The sequence below is a fragment of the Klebsiella sp. Lac1 genome, from assembly GCF_009825425.1.
Taxonomy (GTDB): Bacteria; Pseudomonadota; Gammaproteobacteria; order Enterobacterales; family Enterobacteriaceae; genus Klebsiella; species Klebsiella electrica.
The window spans coordinates 232,382-247,807 of record NZ_VJZJ01000001.1 but is presented as its reverse complement, the minus strand read 5'-3'; the positions used below and the strand labels follow the sequence as shown (position 1 = coordinate 247,807).

13 protein-coding genes and 1 other annotated feature are annotated in these 15,426 nt (G+C 57.6%); of the genes, 3 read left to right on the top strand and 10 right to left on the bottom strand.

Features of this window, described 5'->3' with window-relative positions; genetic code table 11:
• Window positions 1–91 precede the first annotated feature (91 nt).
• Entirely contained in the window at window positions 92–1,768 is a 1,677-nt protein-coding gene (gene ybaL / locus FNY10_RS01140) for a YbaL family putative K(+) efflux transporter (RefSeq protein WP_160702142.1), read from the top strand.
• 110 nt (window positions 1,769–1,878) lie between these two features.
• On the opposite strand, the gene FNY10_RS01135 is transcribed toward ybaL, so the two are convergent.
• The 9 genes from FNY10_RS01135 to FNY10_RS01095 all read right to left on the bottom strand — a co-directional run bounded on the left by FNY10_RS01135 (window position 1,879) and on the right by FNY10_RS01095 (window position 11,238).
• Complete coding sequence (locus FNY10_RS01135) at window positions 1,879–3,183, bottom strand: inosine/guanosine kinase (RefSeq protein WP_100683184.1); 1,305 nt, start codon at window positions 3,181–3,183, stop codon at window positions 1,879–1,881.
• 63 nt (window positions 3,184–3,246) lie between these two features.
• Window positions 3,247–4,209 carry a ferrochelatase gene (gene hemH, locus FNY10_RS01130; protein WP_131047527.1) on the bottom strand — a complete coding sequence of 321 codons (963 nt, stop codon included), beginning with the start codon at window positions 4,207–4,209 and terminating at the stop codon, window positions 3,247–3,249.
• 127 nt (window positions 4,210–4,336) lie between these two features.
• Window positions 4,337–4,981, bottom strand: coding sequence for an adenylate kinase (gene adk, locus FNY10_RS01125; RefSeq protein ID WP_100683182.1), 645 nt, complete (start codon window positions 4,979–4,981; stop codon window positions 4,337–4,339).
• A gap of 194 nt (window positions 4,982–5,175) precedes the next feature.
• Window positions 5,176–7,050, bottom strand: coding sequence for a molecular chaperone HtpG (gene htpG / locus FNY10_RS01120; protein WP_100683181.1), 1,875 nt, complete (start codon window positions 7,048–7,050; stop codon window positions 5,176–5,178).
• A 111-nt stretch (window positions 7,051–7,161) separates the two neighbouring features.
• A complete protein-coding gene (gene recR, locus FNY10_RS01115) occupies window positions 7,162–7,767 on the bottom strand; it encodes a recombination mediator RecR (RefSeq protein WP_100683180.1) in 606 nt (201 codons plus the stop codon).
• Complete coding sequence (locus tag FNY10_RS01110) at window positions 7,767–8,099, bottom strand: YbaB/EbfC family nucleoid-associated protein (protein ID WP_004858807.1); 333 nt, start codon at window positions 8,097–8,099, stop codon at window positions 7,767–7,769. The genes recR and FNY10_RS01110 overlap by 1 nt, the downstream gene beginning before the upstream one ends.
• A gap of 57 nt (window positions 8,100–8,156) precedes the next feature.
• Window positions 8,157–10,067 (bottom strand): DNA polymerase III subunit gamma/tau, encoded by a 1,911-nt coding sequence (gene dnaX, locus FNY10_RS01105; RefSeq protein WP_141965198.1) that lies wholly within the window; start codon window positions 10,065–10,067, stop codon window positions 8,157–8,159.
• Window positions 8,763–8,827: a sequence feature (DnaX frameshifting element), on the bottom strand. (Overlaps the previous gene by 65 nt.)
• 91 nt (window positions 10,068–10,158) lie before the next feature.
• The gene (apt, locus tag FNY10_RS01100; RefSeq protein WP_100683178.1) at window positions 10,159–10,710 is read right to left on the bottom strand and encodes an adenine phosphoribosyltransferase; all 552 of its coding nucleotides are present in this window, start codon (window positions 10,708–10,710) and stop codon (window positions 10,159–10,161) included.
• Between the two features lie 150 nt (window positions 10,711–10,860).
• Window positions 10,861–11,238: a DUF454 family protein gene (locus tag FNY10_RS01095; protein WP_100683177.1), complete on the bottom strand. Its 378-nt coding sequence runs from the start codon at window positions 11,236–11,238 to the stop codon at window positions 10,861–10,863.
• Window positions 11,239–11,306: 68 nt separating this feature from the next.
• Here FNY10_RS01095 and priC point away from each other — a divergent pair, with 68 nt between their 5' ends.
• Both priC and rsmS read left to right on the top strand, forming a co-directional pair.
• Complete coding sequence (priC, locus tag FNY10_RS01090) at window positions 11,307–11,834, top strand: primosomal replication protein N'' (protein ID WP_100683176.1); 528 nt, start codon at window positions 11,307–11,309, stop codon at window positions 11,832–11,834.
• A 14-nt stretch (window positions 11,835–11,848) separates the two neighbouring features.
• Window positions 11,849–12,025, top strand: coding sequence for a pleiotropic regulatory protein RsmS (rsmS, locus tag FNY10_RS01085; protein ID WP_100683175.1), 177 nt, complete (start codon window positions 11,849–11,851; stop codon window positions 12,023–12,025).
• A gap of 50 nt (window positions 12,026–12,075) precedes the next feature.
• Here the strand turns inward: rsmS and mscK are convergent, their stop codons facing one another.
• Window positions 12,076–15,420: a mechanosensitive channel MscK gene (gene mscK, locus FNY10_RS01080; protein WP_160702144.1), complete on the bottom strand. Its 3,345-nt coding sequence runs from the start codon at window positions 15,418–15,420 to the stop codon at window positions 12,076–12,078.
• Between the last annotated feature and the right edge of the window lie 6 nt (window positions 15,421–15,426).

Here is a 15,426-nt window from a genome sequence, read left to right as displayed (position 1 = left end):
GCATAAATCCCCCGGAGAACGGCGCACCGGCCTGCAGGATGGCGTGTTTAATACTGAAAATGGATTGGCTCACCACATACAAGGAGACGGAATGCACCACGCAACACCGCTTATCACCACCATTGTCGGTGGGCTCGTACTCGCTTTTATCTTCGGCATGATTGCCAATAAGCTGCGCATTTCGCCACTGGTGGGCTATCTATTAGCAGGCGTGTTATCTGGTCCCTTTACACCAGGCTTCGTTGCCGATACCAAACTGGCGCCGGAGCTGGCTGAGCTGGGCGTCATATTGCTGATGTTCGGCGTCGGGCTGCACTTCTCCTTAAAGGATTTGATGGCGGTAAAGTCGATAGCCATTCCCGGCGCGATTGCCCAGATAGCCGTGGCAACGCTGCTGGGTATGGCGCTTTCTGCCGTGCTGGGCTGGTCATTGATGACCGGCATCGTATTTGGCCTGTGTCTCTCTACCGCCAGTACCGTGGTGCTGCTGCGCGCGTTGGAGGAACGGCAGCTTATTGATAGCCAGCGAGGGCAGATAGCCATCGGCTGGCTCATCGTCGAAGATTTAGTGATGGTTCTGACGCTGGTTCTGCTGCCGGCCGTCGCCGGTATGGCGGAGAAAGGCGATGTTGGCCTGGCGTCGCTGGCCGTCGATATGGGGATCACCATCGGCAAAGTGATCGCCTTTATCGCCATTATGATGCTGGTGGGCCGTCGTCTGGTACCGTGGATTATGTCCCGCAGCGCCGCCACCGGCTCCCGCGAACTGTTTACCCTGTCGGTGCTGGCCCTCGCTCTCGGGATCGCCTTCGGTGCGGTTGAGCTGTTCGACGTCTCCTTTGCGCTTGGCGCATTTTTCGCCGGAATGGTGCTGAACGAATCCGAACTCAGCCACCGCGCCGCGCACGATACGCTGCCGCTGCGCGATGCGTTCGCCGTGCTGTTCTTTGTCTCCGTGGGCATGCTGTTTGATCCGATGATCCTGCTGGAGCAACCGCTGGCGGTGCTGGCGACGCTGGCTATCATTATCTTCGGTAAGTCGGTGGCCGCCTTTTTCCTCGTGCGGATGTTCGGCCACTCGCCGCGCACCGCGCTGACTATCGCCGCCAGCCTCGCGCAAATCGGTGAGTTCGCCTTTATCCTTGCCGGGCTTGGCATGGCGCTGAATCTGCTGCCGCAGGCCGGACAAAATCTGGTCCTGGCCGGGGCGATTATCTCCATCATGCTTAACCCGGTGCTGTTCGCCGTGCTGGAAAAATACCTCGATAAAACCGAGACGCTGGACGAGCAGACCTTCGAAGAAGTGCTTGAGGAAGAGAAGCAGATTCCGGTCGATATTTGCAACCACGCGCTGCTGGTGGGCTTTGGCCGCGTCGGGAGCCTGCTGGGCGAAAAGCTGATGGCCCAGGGGATTCCGCTGGTGGTTATCGAAACCTCGCGTACCCGCGTCGATGAACTGCGCGCGCGCGGTATTCGCGCGGTGCTGGGCAATGCGGCGAATGAAGAGATCATGAATCTGGCGCATCTGGACTGCGCCCGCTGGCTGCTGCTGACCATTCCTAACGGCTATGAGGCGGGGGAAATCGTCGCTGCCGCCCGCGAGAAATGCCCGAATATCGAGATTATCGCTCGGGCGCATTATGACGATGAAGTGGATTACATTACCGAACGCGGCGCGAATCAGGTGGTGATGGGCGAGCGTGAAATCGCACGCGCCATGCTGCTACTGCTGGAGACGCCGCCGGCGGGTGAAGTGGTTACCGGATAATCCCGTTCCCGATGCTACCTTAGCGCCTCTCGGGCAGCGAGAGGCGTACTCAGCCGGTCCCTGCTGTTGCTACCTTATTCCCCTCTCGCGGCGCAAGAGGGGAAACGGGTTTAACGCTCCCAGTATGCCTCTTCCAGACTATCTTCTCGTTCCGGCAGGCCGCGAGTTAAACGCGGAGAGTGCTGGTTCAATACCTGATAGCTGACGCGGTTCGCGTATTTGCACACCTGCGCCAGCGACGAGTAGGTCAGCCACTTGCACTTGTGCTTGCTGGAGTTTGGTACGTTATTGCGGTGATAGTTATTGGCGGTAATATCGTGCAGCAGCGCCGCCAGCGCCCCGTCACCGGCACCGTTGGTATTCATAATTTTCTCAGGCCCCCCCATATACGGCGCGATATGCGAATAAATCCGTAAAGGGTTCACGCAATCCTGATGACGCATTGCGCGGCTAAACTCATACTGGTTGAATTCGGCAATCGCCCCCGGCAGCAGCGGATGCTGGGTTTTCCGTTTGGCCTCGTCTTCCGTAAAGCTGGCCATATACAGCCCCGCAGGTCCGGCGGTACACAGTACCAGGTCCACCCACTCCAGCGCCTTATCCGAAGCCAGCAGCGGATCGGACAGCCCGGTCAGCGCTTCGGCCTCTTCTTCATTCATCGCCAGAATAGAGACGTTCTCCTTGAGGAACTGCTGCCACCATTGCGGGTTATCGGCAATGACATACTTCGTGCCCAGCGTCAGCACCACCGGCACATCATGCTTTTTGGCATACTCGATGGCTTTCATCGTCGCGTCCGGCATCGGCTCGCCGGGCTTGCAGCGCACCAGATAGGAGGTCAACACCAGCGCAGAGGCACCGGCAATCACCTCTTCAGGAATGCTTTCCGGACGCAGCTTATTCATGTGGCCCGGACTGATGGCAAAGGTGCGTTCGCCCGCGTCGCTAATCAGGGTAAAGCAGCGACCAATGGCCCCGTCGACCCCTTGCAGATAGTTCAGGTCAGTACGACTGGAGGTGTTGCACAGATAGCGATAGGCGTAGCCGCCGATTTCGATGTTGCTGCACATGACGCCCAGCAATACCGAGCGGTCATCCGCCAGCACCGAGTAATTGTGCATGGTATTGCCGATCGTACCACCGGCAAACTGGTGGGTAATTAAATGATTCCGTACCAGCTCCTGATAGAGCGTCTCAGCGACATCATCTTCGATGACCAGCGAATGGCCGGCGCTGAGGCCGTAGCGCACGATAAACGCCTCATCTACTTTGGCTTCGATATCAACCAGCGTTTGATCGATGCCGACCACCCACGCGATGCTGGATTCATTTTCCGGCTGCGTTTGTTGCAGCAGCGGATCGCGGGCATTGACGGGAAAGTAGTGTTTGGATTTGCGTTTACCGGGAAATTTCATAGTGGCGATTTAATGGCAGTGAACAAGCGGGGAATAATAGCATATTCCCCTTGCCGCATGCGATTAGCGATACGGTGCCGTCAGGTTGACCATCATTTCGATATGCGCGCTGTCCGCATTAAGCGCCGGGATATATTCATATTTCTGCCCGCCAGCTTCGAGGAAGACTTCCCGGTTCTGTACCGCAATCTCCTCCAGCGTTTCCAGACAATCGGCAGCAAAGCCCGGACAGATCACCTGAATATGCTTCACGCCCTTCTCGCCCAACATTTTCAAAGTCTCGTCGGTGTAGGGCGTCAGCCACGGCTCGCGGCCAAAGCGCGACTGGAAGGTCATCATGACGCGGTCCGGCGCCAGTCCCAACGCGGAGACCAGCTCGCGGGTGGTATCGCGGCAGCGCTGCGGGTAATCATCGCCTTCGTGGGCAAAACGCTGCGGGATGCCGTGATAAGAAAGCAGCAGCACATCCGGTTCGCCGTGCACGGCAAACGATGCGCGCACGCTGGCGGCCAGCGCATCGATATAGCTGGCATCATCGGCATAATCGCGAATAAAGGAGATACCCGGGATGGCCCGTTTTTTAGCCAGAATTCTCGCCAGTTCATCCCACACGGCTGCCACGGTGGAGCAGGAGTACTGCGGATACAGCGGCAGCACCACGATATGGTCCACGCCCTGGGCCAGCAGTTCATCCACCGCGCTTTCCAGCGCAGGCGAGCCGTAGCTCATGCCTAAGGCAACCGGCGTATCGGGTAGACGCGCGGCCAGCGCCTGCTGCTGTCGACGGCTGTAAACCATCAGCGGCGAGCCCTCTTCCATCCACACGGACTGATAAAGTTTCGCGACCCGCGGCGCGCGCAGGGGCAGTATCACGCCGCGCAGGAGCGGCCACCACAGCAGACGGGGCGTATCAACTACCCGCTTGTCGCTGAGAAATTGTCGCAGATAGCGCTTCACCGCATCGGGCGTGGGCGCATCGGGAGTGCCTAAGTTGGCTAACAAGATACCTGTTTTCGTCTGATGCATTACCGCCTCTTAACCATTTGAATCGCTGACAATTGTAGCTGAAATGGCGCTAAACGGAACCAATCATAGAAAAAGGTATAATAAGAGATGTTCTCATCCCACCGTCGCAGGATGAGAACCAACGGGATTAACCGAGGATTTTTTCCAGTTCAACGCGCACGTCGGCAACGGCTTTGGTACCGTCAACCTTCGCGTACCGGGTGTTGCCCGCTTCAGCTTCTTTCTGATAGTAACCGATCAGCGGCGCCGTCATCTGATGGTATTCCACCAGGCGCTTACGGACGGTCTCTTCCTGGTCATCTTTACGGGTGGTCAGCTCTTCGCCGGTCACGTCGTCTTTGCCTTCAACCTTCGGCGGGTTGAATTTGATGTGGTATACGCGACCGGAAGCCGCGTGAACGCGACGACCAATGATACGGTCAACGATCAGTTCGTCTGGCACATCAAATTCCAGAACGTAATCAACGGCGATGCCCGCTTCTTTCATGGCGTCAGCCTGCGGAATGGTGCGCGGGAAGCCATCGAGCAGGAAACCGTTACGGCAATCTTCCTGGGTGATACGCTCTTTCACCAGCGCAATAACCAGTTCGTCAGTCACCAGCTTGCCAGCGTCCATGATGTCTTTGGCCTGTTTGCCCAGCTCGGAGCCAGATTTCACCGCAGCGCGCAGCATGTCACCGGTAGAGATTTGCGGAATTCCGTATTTCTCCATGATGAACTGAGCCTGAGTTCCTTTACCCGCGCCCGGAGCGCCAAGCAGAATAATACGCATTACGAAAATCCCCTCAAAAGTTGATTCAATTTTTCAAAAAGCGCTAAACGATACCACCAGAATGCGGATGGCTCAAGGAAGGCAGAGCGGCTGAAACGGTTAATGGAAGGTTTATTTTGCCTGAAAGGCAGATTTTACGCTATCGGAGGAGGCGTCCACACCGGCCGGACCGGTGTGGACAAACAACAAAGGGATCAGGAAGCCAGCAGCTGGTTCATGCGGCGAATAAACTGGTTAGGATCTTCCAGGGTACCGCGTTCAGCCAGCAGGGCCTGATCGAGCAGCAGCTCGACCCACTCACCGAACTGCGCGTTATCCTGAGTATCGGCGGCACGTTTCACCAGCGGGTGCGCCGGGTTCAGTTCGAAAATGTACTTCACTTCCGGCGCAGACTGACCCGCAGCGGCAAACAGCTTCGCCATCTGGGTGCTCATTTCGTCCGCATCGGTGGTGACAATCGCCGGGGTGTCGGTCAGACGGTGCGTCAGACGGACCTCTTTCACCCGCTCGCCCAGCAGCGTTTTCACGCGCTCAACGAACGGTTCCAGCGCCTTTTCGGCCTCTTTGGTGCTTTCGTCGACCTCATCCGCCAGCTTATCCAGCGATTCGTCGGCTTTCGCGACCGACTGGAACGCCTTGCCATCGAACTCGGTCAGGTAGCTCATCATCCACTCGTCGATGCGGTCAGAAAGCAGCAGTACTTCGATGCCTTTCTTACGCAGCAGCTCGAGGTGCGGGCTGCTCTTCGCCGCGGCATAGCTGTCGGCGGTGATGTAGTAGATCTTCTCCTGCCCTTCTTTCATGCGCGAGACATACTCTTCCAGCGACACGCTCTGCGCGGCGGAATCGGTATGGGTAGAGGCGAAACGCAGCAGCTTCGCAATCGTCTGCTGATTCGCGCTGTCCTCCGCCGGGCCTTCTTTCAGCACCAGGCCAAACTGCTGCCAGAAGGTCTGATATTTTTCCGCGTCGTCTTTGGCCAGTTTTTCCAGCATCTGCAGCGCGCGTTTGCTCAGGGCGGTGCGCAGGTTGCGGGTGACGCTGCTGTCTTGCAGAATTTCACGCGACACGTTCAGCGGCAGATCGTTGGAGTCGACGAGGCCGCGGACAAAGCGCAGATAGTTCGGCATGAACTGCTCGGCTTCATCCATGATGAAGACGCGCTGCACGTACAGCTTCAGGCCATGCTTGTGATCGCGGTTCCACATATCCCACGGCGCCTGCGACGGGATATACAGCAGGCTGGTGTACTCCTGCTTGCCTTCCACGCGGTTGTGGCTCCAGGTCAGCGGATCGCTGTAGTCGTGGGCAATGTGTTTATAGAATTCGTTATATTCGTCGTCTTTGATTTCCGACTTATTACGCGTCCACAGCGCCTGGGCCTTGTTGATTTTCTCCCAGGAGATCACCGTTTCACCGTCAACCTCTTCGCGCTTTTCAATCTCTACCGGCAGCGCGATATGATCGGAATATTTGCTGATGATCGAACGCACGCGCCAGTCGTTGAGGAAATCATCCTCGCCTTCACGCAGGTGCAGGGTAATTTCAGTGCCGCGATCGGCTTTGGTGATATCGGCAACGGTGTAATCGCCTTCGCCGGCAGACTCCCAGAACACGCCGTTTTCCGCGCTATCGCCCGCCGCACGGGTGCGCACGGTGACTTTATCGGCCACGATAAACGCCGAGTAGAAGCCGACGCCAAACTGGCCAATCAGCTGGCTGTCTTTCGCCTGATCGGAGCCCATGGATTCGAGGAACGATTTGGTGCCGGATTTGGCAATCGTCCCAAGGTGGTCAATCACTTCATCGCGATTCATCCCGATGCCATTATCGGCGATGGTCAAGGTGCGGTTATCTTTGTCAAAAGAGACGCGCACGCGCAGCTCGCCGTCGCCTTCATACAGGTCCGGCTGGGACAGCGCGCGGAAACGCAGCTTGTCGGCCGCATCGGAGGCGTTGGAAATCAGTTCACGCAGGAAAATTTCTTTATTGGAATAAAGAGAATGGATCATCAGGTGCAGAAGCTGTTTAACCTCTGACTGAAAACCACGAGTTTCTTGTCCTTTCATCTAAATCAACCTCAACAATGCCATTGTTAATGGTAAAAAAACCGATGAAGGGGAGATGGGGACTGGGGGAGAAATTTTCAAGCGGGGGCGCCAAAAAGCGCCTCCGTTTGGTTAAAAACGAATCTTGTGCCGGCCGGCAAGGGAGTGCGACAGCGTGGTGCCGTCAACCATCTCCAGCTCGCCGCCTACCGGTACGCCGTGGGCGATACGGCTGGCTTCCACACCATACTGCGCGCAGAGTTCGGCGATGTAGTTGGCGGTCGCTTCGCCTTCCACCGTCGGGTTGGTGGCGAGGATCACTTCCCGCATCGATTCGTCGCGCAGGCGCTGCTCCAGACGATCGAGCCCGATATCGTCCGGCCCGATGCCATCAAGCGGCGACAGGTGGCCCATCAGGACAAAGTAGCGCCCGGAAAACTGCCCGGTCTGCTCAATGGCATAGATGTCTGCGGGGCTTTCCACCACGCAAATCTGGCCGTTTTCACGGCGGCGCGGGTTGCTGCAAATATTGCACACCTCCTGCTCGGTGAAGGTGCGGCAATCGGCGCAGTGGCCGATTTCCGACATCGCGCGCGTCAATGACTGCGCCAGACGCATCCCGCCGCTACGATCGCGCTGAAGTAGCGTAAACGCCATGCGCTGCGCTGACTTCGGGCCAACGCCCGGCAGGCAGCGCAATGCTTCCATAAGCTGAGTTAACAGCGGGCTGGTTTGCATCAGAACGGCATCTTAAAGCCAGGCGGCAGCTGCATGCCGGAGGAGACGGAAGCCATCTTCTCTTTCTGGGTCTCTTCAATACGGCGCGCCGCATCGTTGAACGCCGCAGCGACAAGATCTTCCAGCATATCTTTGTCGTCTTCCAGAAGGCTCGGGTCAATTTCCACGCGACGGCAGTTATGCGCGCCGTTAATGGTCACTTTAACCAGACCTGCGCCGGATTCGCCGGTCACTTCCAGCTGCGCGATCTCTTCCTGCATTTTCTGCATTTTGTCTTGCATCTGCTGGGCCTGCTTCATCAGGTTACCCAGACCGCCTTTTCCACCAAACATAGGCTTCTCTCTCAGTAAGTCATCGTTAAGGATGCTGACCGCAAGTCAAACTTGCAATCAAATGGGGCGGATACTCTCTTCATCCAGATCCGCATCGAAGAACCGGCGCAGCGTCTGGATGTTGTTATCCGCAATAATCGCGTCACGCGCTTGCGCGAGCTTCTCTTCATAAATTGCCTGCCGCCACTCCAGCGGCGTGCGCATCGCAGGATTATCGTCTTCCACGATGGTCAATTCAACCGCTGAACCGTACAACACGCCGAGCGCTTCAGCCAACTTTTGCTGCGCGCCAGCGGAATTGAGATGCCGCTGGCTCGGACGCAGATGCAGGCAGATACGACTACCGTCCTGCTCTTTCCACGCGTTCAGCGCCACCTGCTCTACCAGTTTCGGCACCACCAGTTGGTTAACTTCCGCCGCCCAGCCGTCGCGTTCGACCGCTTCCAGCGCCAGTTTTGCCGCCAGCTCCGGCGTTTTTTCATGCTCCAGCGCTTTCTTCAGCGCCTTCGGCGTCGCGACCTCTTCTTTCACCGTTTCGACAATCGTCGTCGCTTTCCAGCGATAGGCTTCTTTTTTGGCCGGAACCTTTTCCTGCACCGCAGCAACGGCCGGACGGGACTGCACGCGCTCGGTGATTGAACTCAGTCGCTCCAGCGCAGCGTTATTCACCGGCCGCGCGCGGGATGCGGCTGCCGGTTCACTCTTTTTTGGACTGGGTGCTCCCTGGTTGCGCTGCAGATGACTGCGTGCCGCCAGTACCTGACTGGTGGTTTGCGGCAGATTCTGCGGCGGCTGCACCGGCGGAGCGGAGACGGGCGCCGCCTGCACAGGCGCGGACGGCGTTGCCGGTAGCGGCTTCACCTCGGGTTCCGGCAGCGGCGCCTGCGGATGGAATGCCAGCGCGCGCAGCAGCGTCATTTCCACCCCCATACGCCTGTCCGGCGCATACGGCAGCTCTTTGCGGCCAATCAGGAGCGTCTGATAGTACAATTGTATATCGGTAGGCGGCACGGTGCGCGCGAGTTCACGCATCCGCAGCTCCACCGCGGCCATATCGGCGCCCAGCGCCGAAGGAGAGAGCTGAACCATCGCAATGCGGTGCAGCAGACTCTGCATTTCAACCAGCAGCGCTTCCCACTCAACGCCGCGGGAGGCCGCTTCGTTGACCCCCGCCATAACGCGTTCGCCATCGGCCGCCACCAGCGCCTCAATTAACGATAGCGCCTGATCGTCGTCGAGGGTGCCGAGCATCGTACTGACCGACTCCGCCGTCAGACGACCATCGCCGCTGGCAATCGCCTGATCGGTCAGGCTTAAGGCATCGCGCAGGCTGCCGTCCGCCGCGCGCGACAGCAGCTGCAGCGCGCGGGATTCAAAAGTAATCTGCTCTGCACCGAGAATATGCTCAAGCTGATGGCGGATCTGTTCGACATCCAGCGCCTTAAGATGGAACTGCAGACAACGCGACAGGATAGTCACCGGCAGCTTCTGCGGATCGGTGGTCGCCAGCAGGAATTTGACGTGCGCAGGCGGCTCCTCCAGCGTTTTTAACAACGCGTTGAAGCTGTGGCGCGACAGCATGTGGACTTCATCGATCAGATAGACTTTAAAGCGGCCACGGGCCGGCGCATACTGGACATTGTCCAGCAGGTCGCGGGTATCTTCGACTTTGGTACGGGAAGCGGCATCAATCTCAATCAGATCGACAAAGCGCCCCTGCTCTATTTCGCGGCAGTTATCGCACACGCCGCACGGCGTGGCGGTAATACCGGTTTCACAGTTCAACCCTTTTGCGAGCAAGCGCGCGATGGAGGTTTTCCCTACCCCGCGGGTGCCGGAAAAGAGATAAGCGTGATGAATGCGCCCTAACGATAAGCCGTTCGCCAGTGCGGTCAGCACATGTTCCTGGCCGACAACGTCAGCAAAGGTTTGTGGGCGCCATTTACGGGCTAAGACCTGATAACTCATGGGCTGGCTCTGAAACGCTGGAAGGTGAAATCACGAGGGGTCATGCTATCACAGCCCCGCCCGATCGGCGAGGCTATGTCTCGGGAAATGCTTAGTGGCCCGGGAATGGAACCAGGCTATAACAGTGAATGCCCGCTTTCTCAAGGCGCTGTTCGCCGCCCAGATCAAACAGGTTGATAATAAACGCGGCATCATGAACCTCACCGCCCAGACGACGGATCAGCTTCACGGTGGCGTCAATGGTGCCGCCGGTGGCCAGCAGATCGTCAACGACGAGAACTTTATCGCCTGCTTTGATCGCATCGACATGAATTTCCAGCTGATCGGTACCGTATTCAAGCTCGTAGCTCTCGGCAATGGTTTCACGCGGCAGCTTGCGCGGTTTACGTACCGGCACAAAACCCACACCCAGCGCCAGCGCAACCGGAGCGCCAAACAGAAAACCGCGCGCCTCGGTGCCCACCACTTTGGTGATGCCGGCGTTTTTATAACGCTCGGTCAGCAGCTCAATGCTTAACGCATAGGCTTTCGGGTCTTCCAGCAAGCTGGTGACATCGCGGAAAAGAATACCCGGTTTCGGATAGTCCTGAATGCTTTGGATGCTGCTTTTTAGATATTCAAGCTGCTGTGCAGTTGCGGTCATAAGTTTATGCCTGATAAAAACGGTGTTACTCACGGGCAGGCCAGACGGGTCAAAGAAACATTTGATTAACCTTTGACCAGGCGTACCCGCGCTCGAAAACGCTCGAATTTACTGTCTGTAAGCGACAATTGCAACACTCATTATGGTGCATCAGTGCTTTTGTTGCGTCGCGTCAACAACCGGAATACGCCACATAAATATCAACAGGCAGGCCAGAATCACCAGCAGCATGATGCGAACCCACGTAAGCTTAACCAGCCACAGCGACACGCCGAAGGTCAGCAGAATCATCACGATTGCCCGCGGCCTGGCGCCGGGCGGCATCGCACGGTATTGCTGCCAGTGACGAAGATAGCCGCCGAACCAGGAACGGTGCAGCAGCCAGTGGTGAAAGCGCGGTGAAGAACGGGCAAAACACCAGGCCGCCAGCAGTATAAACGGGGTGGTCGGCAATAAAGGCAAAAAGACGCCCAGCGTCCCCAGCACTACCGCCAGCCAGCCTATGATGATTAAAATGATACGTGGCATAATGCGAATCGTTATCAGCAAAGAGGGCTACTGTAGCACAGTTGTCTATCAGACCAGGGAGGAGTTATTTGAAAACAACCCGGCTTTTACACACGCTGGAAAATCAGTTGGCTCAGCTGGCCGCGCAGGTTGCGCCGCTGGCGCATCATGCTACGCTCAGCGCCCGCTTCGATCGCCAGCTGTTCCGTACTCGCAGCACCCTGATGCAGGACTGTCTCAAGGAGGCGCAGCAGCACTTTTCCGAGCTGCGGCAGGCCGTTGAGCAGCAACAGCTTCCGCAGGTCGCCTGGCTGGCGGAGCGGCTGGTCGCGCAGGTTGCCGCCCTCAGCCGGGAGGCGGCAACCTGGCCGCTACGCAGCTGGGACAGCGCCTCGCCCGGGGTGAACCGCTGGCAGCGGCGGCGGCTTCAGCATCAGGAGTACGAACGTCGACTGCTGGCGATGCGCAACGATCGCCAGCATCAACTGGCGCAGGCGACAACGCTTGAGGAGCAGCAGCGGCTGGCGAAGGAAGTCGATGCCTGCGCCGGGCGTTTAGCGCGCTGTCGCGATGCGCTGGAAAAAATAGAAGGCGTGCTGGCACGCTTAACGCGCTAACAGAAGGAATCACTATGTCGCTGGAAAATGCCCCGGATGAGGTCAAACTGGCCGTTGATTTGATTATGCTGCTGGAAGAGAACCAGGTGTCAGCACAAACCGTACTGGGGGCGCTGGAGATAATCAAACGTGATTATGAAAACAAACTCAACCGCACCGCACAGACGTCTGATGAAACGGATAACCGCTAACCGACAGCCCGTCGGAAACGGGGCGGCACACTGGCCGCCCCTGCTGAGTCTTAGCCGATAGCCGGAGACGGATCGTCCCCTTTGACCTCACGCTTAAGCTCCGTCACTTCATCCCCTTTTTCGTTACGCAGATGGACTTCCAGCTGGTTGAAGGCGATGTTGATGTCGTTTTCACGGCACAGGCGGTCGATCGCGCGGTTCAGTTCATCGACGGTATAGCTGCGATCGCGCAGTTCGCGCACATATAAACGCAGCTCATGATCCAACGTGCTGGCGCCGAAGGTGGTGAAGAAGACCGATGGCGCGGGCTCCGGCATCACTTTCGGATGCTCGTGCGCCGCCTGCAGCAACACTTCCTTGACCTTATCCAGATCGGAGCCGTACGCCACGCCGATGCGGATCACCACCCGGGTTACGGTGTCGGACAGCGACCAGTTGATCAGCCGTTCGGTCACAAACGCTTTGTTCGGGATGATCACCTCTTTGCGGTCAAAGTCGGTAATGGTCGTGGCGCGAATGCGGATCTTGCTGACGGTACCGGAGAAGGTGCCGATCGTCACCGTATCGCCGATGCGTACCGGACGTTCGAAGAGGATAATCAGGCCAGAAACAAAGTTACCGAAAATCTCCTGCAAACCAAAGCCCAGACCCACCGACAACGCGGCCGCCAGCCACTGCAGCTTGTCCCACGAAACGCCCAGCGCGCCAAAGACCGTCATCGCACCGATAGCGATAATCGCGTAGTTGAGGATCGAGGTAATGGCGTAGGACGTCCCCTGGCGCATGTTGAGCCGCGAGAGGATCAGCACTTCCAGCAGACCCGGTAAGTTGCGGATCAACGCCCAGGCGACCATGGACGCGACGATCGCGAACAGCAGGCTGCCCATCGTCACGCTGCGCACCACGCTGGCTCCCGCCTCGGTGCCGTTGTAGTGCCACAATGTGATGCTGTCAAGGTAGGCGAACACGGTGATCAGATCGGACCAAATCGCCCAGAATACGACGCCAAACAAGGCGACCATCACCAGCATGGTAATGCGCAACGTTTGCTGGTTGACCTGCTCCAGCGCAATCGTCGGCTCTTCCTGCGGCTCAGCCCCTTCCGCCCCCTCTTTGACCATATGCTGACGACGGGCCAGCGCGCGCCGCCAGGCGATACGCCGCGCGGCAACACTCAGGCCGCGCAACACGGTCTGGTACAGCAGATTCCACAGCATCACCAGGTAGACGGTTTCAATCCAGCGACCGGCAAGACGCAGGGTGGTATAGAAGTAGCCGGTTGCCGTCAGCACCATCAGCGCGACCGGCACAATCGAGAGCACGGTGACGGTGAGAAGACGCAGGCTGTGCGACTCTTTATCACGCCAGCTGTCGCGACACATCGGCCACACCAGTACCGCGATCAGCAGCAGATTGAGCAGGATAACGAACTGCCCCAGCACGTCATCCATCAGATTCAGCGGCGACAGCTCGGAGACCACCGACCAGAAATTCAGCGGCAGCAACGCAAGACTGACGCGCACAATTTGCCGGCGCCAGTGGCTGGTCAGGTGCGGCGGCATATTAAAGTGGCTTACCGCGACGCCGTCTTTTTCCAGCACCTTCCAGCACAGGCCAAACACCAGCCAGAACAGCGCCAGTTTTTTACTGTATGCCCACAGTAGCCCGCTGATGTTCAGCTGCATCGTCAGCAGAATCAGCCCTACCGCCAGGATCAGCAGCACGACAGGCAAAGCGCGGATCAGGTCGATCAGAATCGCTTTAGGCGTATGGAGCTGCGTGTCGTTACGCAACTGGCCGACCTGCGAGGCCAGCCGGGCCTGGTAGTTCCGTAGCCACTGCAGGCGCCAGCGGATCAGGCCAGCAATCAGCAGCAGCGGCAGACCGGCAAGGAAGGCAACAAACACCGCCGGCCACGCTTTCTCCCAGTTTACGGTGATTTTCATCGCCTTAAACTGCCCTTTCAGCGCTTCCGGGAAGGATTTAACCCACTCCCAGTCCATCGGTTTGTTGCTATTTACCCAGAAAATCTGCTGGGTCAGGATGGCTTTCAGGTTGCTGGAAACGCTCATTAACTGCTGCTGGTTGATCTGCAGGTTAATCGCCATCATCAGCTGATTGCCGAGCTGCTTGTTAAACTGGTCGAGCAGTTCGCGGCGCATATCCACGACGTCCAGCAGAGCATTATGTACTTCAGGGGTCACTTCAGTGCTGTGCCCTTCTTCCAGTTTGGCGACGAACGCATCGCTCTGGAACAGCGCATCGCGCTGCTGGTTGACCTCGAACTGTTCAAGACGCAGATCGGCAATACGGTTGGTCATATCTTCCAGCTCGTCCGCCGACGGCAGCGTCTGCTGCTGCTGGTAAAGGATGCGCGACAGTAACAGGCTCCCTTTGAGGACGGAAATCTGCTCTTTGATATCACGTTCAGATTGCAGCGCCCGATCGAGCCAGTTTTTCACTTTAATGTTGCGCTGCACCAGCTGATTGCCATTCTCAGTCGCCGCGATAAGCTTCTGGCTCAGCTGATGGTTAATATCCAGCTCTTGTTGGACCAGCGGGTTGGACTGGATACGCGCCGTCTCATCCGGCGTGACCGCTTCCTGAGCGGTTTTTTCCGTTAGCGTCAGGCGCTTGCTGTTAACCGCTTCCTGCAGCAATTGCAACTGATGTTCGAGACGATTACTGTTGGCGCTGACGTAGTCCCGTTGCTTTTGCAGCGTATCCTGCAATACGGTGTTACCTTCGAGGCTCTTGCGCTGCTGCTCAATTTGCGCGTTAAGCAGCGCCTGCTGCGCCAGCAGTAATCCCTGCTGGCTTGGGCGCAGGGCTCCGTCACCGGTGGTGGTGCCGTTCAGACGGTTGCGTATCTGCTGTAGCTGCTGGGAAGCCGCATACATCGCATTTTGCACACGCTCCGGCTGGGTTTGCAGGGAAACCAGCTGACCGTTGTAGGTCGCCAGATCGTTCTGCGCGCTTTGCAGATCGTCCAGCGTCTGGGAGAGACGAGATTCCAGCTGCCGCAAAGAGAGCGTGCTGAGCGTTTTCCGCGTCGCCTCATCATCCGGCACCTCGCTTAACGCATTCAGGCTATCGACCGCCTGACGCATCTTCGCCGGTGCCTGATCAACCTGTTGCCGCAGCTGAGTGGTTTCCGACTTAATCCGCTCAATTTTATCGAGAGCTTCAAGCGTCTGCACCAGGTCTTGCTGAACCAGCTTGTCCTGGGGTGTCAGTTCCTTTTGCTTATTTAGCGTATTAAGTTGGTTTTGAATATCAGATCGGTCAGGGACATCGGCAGCCTGAGCTTGATTAACGCTAAGACAGCCGACAAATAACAGCAGTACAATTACAAAAGCGGAAGTGGCATTTCGCCAACGGATAGTATGCAGCATAGTGTT

Coding starts and splice junctions, on each gene's coding strand:
- hemH (WP_131047527.1), bottom strand. CDS start 4,209: ATGCATCAGACGAAAACAGGTATCTTGTTAGCCAACTTAGGCACTCCC.
- htpG (WP_100683181.1), bottom strand. CDS start 7,050: ATGAAAGGACAAGAAACTCGTGGTTTTCAGTCAGAGGTTAAACAGCTT.
- recR (WP_100683180.1), bottom strand. CDS start 7,767: ATGCAAACCAGCCCGCTGTTAACTCAGCTTATGGAAGCATTGCGCTGC.
- mscK (WP_160702144.1), bottom strand. CDS start 15,420: ATGCTGCATACTATCCGTTGGCGAAATGCCACTTCCGCTTTTGTAATT.
- apt (WP_100683178.1), bottom strand. CDS start 10,710: ATGACCGCAACTGCACAGCAGCTTGAATATCTAAAAAGCAGCATCCAA.
- dnaX (WP_141965198.1), bottom strand. CDS start 10,067: ATGAGTTATCAGGTCTTAGCCCGTAAATGGCGCCCACAAACCTTTGCT.
- FNY10_RS01110 (WP_004858807.1), bottom strand. CDS start 8,099: ATGTTTGGTGGAAAAGGCGGTCTGGGTAACCTGATGAAGCAGGCCCAG.
- ybaL (WP_160702142.1), top strand. CDS start 92: ATGCACCACGCAACACCGCTTATCACCACCATTGTCGGTGGGCTCGTA.
- FNY10_RS01135 (WP_100683184.1), bottom strand. CDS start 3,183: ATGAAATTTCCCGGTAAACGCAAATCCAAACACTACTTTCCCGTCAAT.
- rsmS (WP_100683175.1), top strand. CDS start 11,849: ATGTCGCTGGAAAATGCCCCGGATGAGGTCAAACTGGCCGTTGATTTG.
- adk (WP_100683182.1), bottom strand. CDS start 4,981: ATGCGTATTATTCTGCTTGGCGCTCCGGGCGCGGGTAAAGGAACTCAG.
- FNY10_RS01095 (WP_100683177.1), bottom strand. CDS start 11,238: ATGCCACGTATCATTTTAATCATCATAGGCTGGCTGGCGGTAGTGCTG.